General features: G+C 68.1%; 6 protein-coding genes and 1 pseudogene. 5 read left to right on the top strand and 2 right to left on the bottom strand.

What is annotated here, in order from left to right; genetic code table 11:
* Nucleotides 1-694: pseudogene (locus ACE5CZ_RS07560) on the top strand (hypothetical protein); the annotation flags it as partial.
* On the opposite strand, the gene ACE5CZ_RS07555 reads toward ACE5CZ_RS07560, so the two are convergent.
* Nucleotides 695-1,876, bottom strand: coding sequence for a Na+/H+ antiporter NhaA (locus tag ACE5CZ_RS07555; RefSeq protein WP_374946717.1), 1,182 nt, complete (start codon nucleotides 1,874-1,876; stop codon nucleotides 695-697).
* 122 nt (nucleotides 1,877-1,998) lie between these two features.
* Between ACE5CZ_RS07555 and ACE5CZ_RS07550 the strand changes: the two genes are divergently transcribed.
* Together ACE5CZ_RS07550 and ACE5CZ_RS07545 are read left to right on the top strand one after the other, a co-directional pair.
* Complete coding sequence (locus tag ACE5CZ_RS07550; protein ID WP_374946716.1) at nucleotides 1,999-2,985, top strand: 1,4-dihydroxy-2-naphthoate polyprenyltransferase; 987 nt, start codon at nucleotides 1,999-2,001, stop codon at nucleotides 2,983-2,985.
* Between the two features lie 22 nt (nucleotides 2,986-3,007).
* Complete coding sequence (locus tag ACE5CZ_RS07545; RefSeq protein WP_374946715.1) at nucleotides 3,008-3,424, top strand: SRPBCC domain-containing protein; 417 nt, start codon at nucleotides 3,008-3,010, stop codon at nucleotides 3,422-3,424.
* A 12-nt stretch (nucleotides 3,425-3,436) separates the two neighbouring features.
* Here the strand turns inward: ACE5CZ_RS07545 and ACE5CZ_RS07540 are convergent, their stop codons facing one another.
* Nucleotides 3,437-3,730, bottom strand: a complete 294-nt coding sequence (locus ACE5CZ_RS07540) for a DUF4229 domain-containing protein (RefSeq protein WP_374946714.1) — start codon at nucleotides 3,728-3,730, stop codon at nucleotides 3,437-3,439.
* A gap of 73 nt (nucleotides 3,731-3,803) precedes the next feature.
* On the opposite strand from ACE5CZ_RS07540, the gene ACE5CZ_RS07535 reads away from it, so the two are divergent.
* Together ACE5CZ_RS07535 and ACE5CZ_RS07530 are read left to right on the top strand one after the other, a co-directional pair.
* On the top strand, nucleotides 3,804-4,202 hold the full coding sequence (locus ACE5CZ_RS07535; protein WP_374946713.1) for a PLDc N-terminal domain-containing protein: 399 nt from the start codon (nucleotides 3,804-3,806) through the stop codon (nucleotides 4,200-4,202).
* Nucleotides 4,199-4,827, top strand: a 629-nt coding sequence (locus ACE5CZ_RS07530) for a thiamine pyrophosphate-binding protein (protein ID WP_374946712.1), incomplete at its 3' end; no start/stop codon positions are given. The genes ACE5CZ_RS07535 and ACE5CZ_RS07530, both read left to right, overlap by 4 nt.

Below are 4,827 nucleotides of genomic sequence, written 5' to 3'. Positions count from 1 at the left end.
CATCCGGCGTCAGGTGAGTCGCCTCGACGCGATCCTCGTGGGCGGACAGGCGCTGCCGGCCGCCCTGTTCTCGCGGGCGATCGAGCTCGGCCTCCGCGTTCGCCGCACCTACGGGTCGAGCGAGACGGCGGGCGGATGCGTGTACGACGGCATCCCGTTGAGCCAGGTTCAGGCGAGGGTCACCGCGGGCGAGCTCGAACTCTCCGGCCCGATGCTGGCGGAGGGTTACCTCGGCGACGACGAACTGACAGAGCGCAAGTTCTCGACCGAGAACGGTCGCCGCTGGTACCGCAACGCCGACTCGGGAGACGTCGTCGACGGGGTCGTGCGAGTCTCCGGCCGCATCGACAACGTGATCATCTCGGGCGGCATCAAGGTGTCGCTCGACCGCGTCGAGCGCGTCGTGCAGTCGATCGAGGGTTTCCGGGGCGCGGTCGTCGTTCCGCAGCCGAGCGCCGAATGGGGCCAGGTCTCAGTGGTCGTCACCGACGGGCCCGTGGATGCCGACAGCCTGCAGCGCGTGCGTGCTGCGGTCATCGCGGGGCCGGGCCGGGCGGCCGCGCCCGTGCGCATCGTGACCGTCGACGCGCTGCCGACCCTCGCATCCGGAAAGCCCGACCGGCTCAGCCTCGCCCGCTCGCTCGCGTCCGCCGCAGCCGCGTCAGCCGCAGCCGCGTCAGCCGCAGCCGACTGATCAGGCCTCGCGCAGTCTCTCCTGCGCATCCTCGCGAAGCACCCGGAGCCGTCGGTAGTACGCCGCGAGAGTCGACACGAGCACGGCGGCGACGACGATCGAGATCGACGATCCGAGCAGCACGGCGAGGGTCCCTTCGTCGGCCACCTCGTCGTGCCTCGCGAATGCGAGTTCGTTCATCAGCAACGAGACGGTGAAGCCGACGCCGCCGAGCGCGCCAGCGGTGAGCAACCCATGGAGTGTGAGGTGCGGGCGCCGAGCGCCTCGGCCGACGAAACTCGAGAGCCACCCGCCGATGCCGATGCCGATGATCTTGCCCACCGGCAGAGCGATGAGAATTCCCCAGAAGGGCGCGGCCAATTCGCTCGGAGCGACCTGCGGTATCGCGACGAGCGCAGCCGAAAAAGCGAAGATCGGCAGGATGGCGCCGTTCGTCACGGGTTCGAGCATGTGCCGCACGCGCAGCGCCGGCCGCCGCATCATCACGAGTCCGAGCGCGACGCCGGCAATCGTGGCGTGCACGCCCGAGAGGTAGGTGAGCGACCAGGTGACCACGGCCACCAGGGCCATCAGGATGCCGACGAGCACGCGGTAGCGACCGGCCAGGCGACTGCTGAGCAGCCCGAAGAGCGCCACACCGACCGCGGCGAGCCCGATATAGAGCAGGTTGGGCTCGGCGGTGAAGAACACGGCGATGATGAGGATCGCCACGATGTCGTCGAGGATCGCCAGGGCGAGGATGAAGATGCGAAGCCGAGACGGGATGCCTTTTCCGAACACCGCGAGCACGCCGAGCGCGAAGGCGATATCGGTCGCCGTGGGGATGGGCCATCCGCCCTCGTAGCCGGATCCGGCCGTGAACGCGATGTAGATCAGGGCCGGCACGATCACGCCGCCGAGCGCCGCGATGGCCGGCCTGACCGCTTTCGCGACGGTGTTGAGCTGGCCCACGGCGAACTCGTTCTTCAGCTCGACGGCCACGACGAAGAAGAAGATCGCGAGCAGGCCGTCGCTGATCCAGTGCCCGACCGAGAGGTCGAGCGGGGTTCCGGCAATCGCGAGGTGCGCGTCTTGCAGGCTCATCAGCGTCGGCCCCGCAGGCGTGTTCGCGAGAAGGAGGCCCGCCGCCGCGGCCACGAGCAGGAACAGGGCGGCGACGCGTTCGGATCGAATGAAGCTCATAGGGCGTCCTTGCTTCCGCGAGTGTGGTCGGCGGAGTGGAGAAAGACGATCGTTCGACCGTCTGCCGACCAGACTTCCCGGCGCACCAGCCTCTATCGTACGACGAGCCCTACAATCGTCGGGTGCCTACGAGTAAGAAGTCGCCCCGCAAGAAGTCTTCGTCGAGGAACGCCCGCCGAGTGAAGTCCACCGGACATCCGGCCGGCCCTCGCGTCGCCCCGAGCCGCCGCACGAGGGTGACTGCGGGCGACTGGATCGCTGGTGCGCGCCTGCGCACCCTTCCCCTGGCGATCGCGCCTGTCGCGCTGGGAACGGGCGCTGCCACCATCCTCGGATCGGTGCACGACCAGTGGCCTGTGGTCGCTCTCTGCCTCGCGGTCTCCCTCTTCCTGCAGATCGGCGTGAACTACGCGAACGACTATTCCGACGGCATCCGGGGCACGGATGCCCACCGTGTCGGCCCCGCGCGCCTGACCGGCTCGGGGGCGGTTCGGCCGAAGCTCGTGCTCACCGTTGCACTCGCCTTCTTCGGGCTCGCCGCGGTCGCCGGCATCGCCATCGTGATCATCACCCAGATCTGGTGGCTTCTCGCCGTGGGAGCCGCGGCAATCGTGGCCGGCTGGTTCTACACCGGCGGCAAGCGGCCCTATGGATACGCGGGGCTCGGCGAGTTCTTCGTGTTCGTCTTCTTCGGGCTGGTCGCCACCCTCGGCACGCTGTGGGTGCTCGCGCGCGACATCAGCCTCGAAGGAATCCTCGCCGCCGTGGCCATCGGATTCATCTCGTGCGCCGTCCTGATGGTCAACAACATCCGCGACATTCCGCAGGACCGTATCGCGAAGAAGAAGACGCTCGCCGTGCGCGTCGGCGATCGAGCCGCGCGCATCCTGTATTGCGTGTTCATGCTGATTCCGTTTGTGGTCCTCGGATTCCTGACGCTGCTGTTCCCTCTCGTCATTCTCGTGTTCTTCACGCTGCTGATCGCCATTCCGGCGGCCGTGATCGTGCTGACGGCGAAAACGCCGAAGGAGCTGATTCTGGCCTTGCAGCTCACGAGCCTCACCGGGCTGGTCTACGGACTGGGCCTCGCCGCTGCCATCGCGTTCTGACCCGGGGGCCTAAGGTCGAGGGATGGCTGACTTCAGGAAACCCAACTCATCTGCCGGCTGGGATGTCGGCGTGAAGCAGACGGTTGCGGGCAGTCGCAAGACCGTCTGGGCGTTCCTCGTGGGCGAGGGCCTGCCGCTGTGGTTGGGCCAGATCAGCACGCTTCCGCTGGTCAAAGGCGCCGCCTACGAGACCGACGACGACATCTCCGGCCGCGTGCTGAGCGTGCAGCCCGGGGTCGACCTGCGCGTGAGCTGGCGCCCGGGGGAGTGGAACCACGATTCCACCCTGCAGCTGAGCCTTACCGAGGCCGACGGAGCAACGACCATCTCGTTTCGCCAGCAGAAGCTCACCAGCCGTGATGAGCGCAAGATCATGCTCGGCCGCTGGAAGGGCGTTGCGGGCGACCTCGAGAAAGCGCTGAAGCGCCACGCGAAGTAGTTCGGCCGAACGCTAGGCCCGCGTGCCGTCGACGGCCGCGTCTTCGCTGTCTTCGTCGTCACCCGACGCGGTCGACTGCGAGCGCTTGGTGCTTGCCCGAGCCTCGTACAGGCTCTTCGCGGCCTCTTCGCGGGGCCTGCGCAAGAAGATGAACGAGATGCAGAGCGCGATGATCGCGGCGAGCAGCGCCGAGATCCAGGCGGGCACGCCGCCCGGGGTCAGCAGCAGCAGGAGAATCGCGAGCACGACGGCGAACAACCCGATTCGAATGAGCGAGAACAGCAGCCAGGTGCGTCGAGGATTCACGGCATTCAGTGTAGGCGCTCGACGGCGGGCAACCCCCGGGCAAACGCACGGTTACCGCGCCTATCATGGGTTCATGGCCCGCTTGCTGTTCGTCCTCGGTATCGTCGCCGTGACGTTCATGATCTACTCGATCGTCGACGCTGCCCTTCGTCCTGTCCGCCTCATCCGCGGTCTTCCCAAATGGGCCTGGTTGCTCATCATCATTCTGATCCCCCTTATCGGCGGGGTCCTCTGGTTCGTCATTGGCCGGGGCCGCGAGCAGAACGCCGCCGTCTACCGCACGCTCGGTCCCGACGACGACCCCGACTTCTTGGGCAAGCTCGGCTACACGACGCCCCGCGACCCGGCTGCTGAGGCCCGAACCGACGAGCAGATCCGCGACCTCGAGAAACGGCTGAACGACCAGGCGGGCGACAAGCCCTCCGACGATCCCACGCCGGGCCGCCGCGGAAAGCCCGGCCCGACGACGTGAGCCCGGCAACGGACTTCTCCGTCGCCCTTCTCACGCACCTCGTGGCACGCGGGCTTCGTCATGTCGTTCTCACCCCGGGGTCGCGTTCGCAGGCGCTCGCCCTCGCAGCGGCCGCACTCGATCGCCGCGGCATCCTGAGTCTGACGGTTCGACTCGATGAGCGTTCGGCGGCCTTCACCGCCCTCGGATTGGCGCGGGAGTCCGGCCTTCCCGCGGCCATCATCACCACCTCGGGAACGGCCGTGGGCAACCTGTTGCCCGCCGTGATGGAGGCGCACCACAGCGGCGTGCCGCTCATCGTGCTCTCGGCCGACCGGCCCGCCGAGCTGCGCGGAACGGGTGCCAACCAGACCACCTGGCAGCCCGGCATCTTCGGCGCATTCGTTCGCCTCGACCTCGATGTGGATGCCCCCTCCGCCCCCGCAGACGAGCCGGTCGACGAGGTGCTCGGGCTGAGCCCCGACGCCGAGTCGCTCGCGGCGCAGGCAATGGATGCGTCGCGCGGCCGCGACGGGATGCCCGGCCCCGTGCACCTCAATCTGCAGTTCCGCGAACCCCTGTCGGGAGACTTTCCCGAGATCACCGTGCCGCATCTCGACGACCCGGCCCCGTCGCATCCGACCCC

It is taken from the genome of Agreia sp., assembly GCF_964263775.1.
Taxonomy (GTDB): Bacteria; Actinomycetota; Actinomycetes; order Actinomycetales; family Microbacteriaceae; genus Agreia.
This window is presented reverse-complemented; position numbering and strand designations above follow the sequence as displayed.

Coding starts and splice junctions, on each gene's coding strand:
- ACE5CZ_RS07555 (WP_374946717.1), bottom strand. CDS start 1,876: ATGAGCTTCATTCGATCCGAACGCGTCGCCGCCCTGTTCCTGCTCGTG.
- ACE5CZ_RS07545 (WP_374946715.1), top strand. CDS start 3,008: ATGGCTGACTTCAGGAAACCCAACTCATCTGCCGGCTGGGATGTCGGC.
- ACE5CZ_RS07535 (WP_374946713.1), top strand. CDS start 3,804: ATGGCCCGCTTGCTGTTCGTCCTCGGTATCGTCGCCGTGACGTTCATG.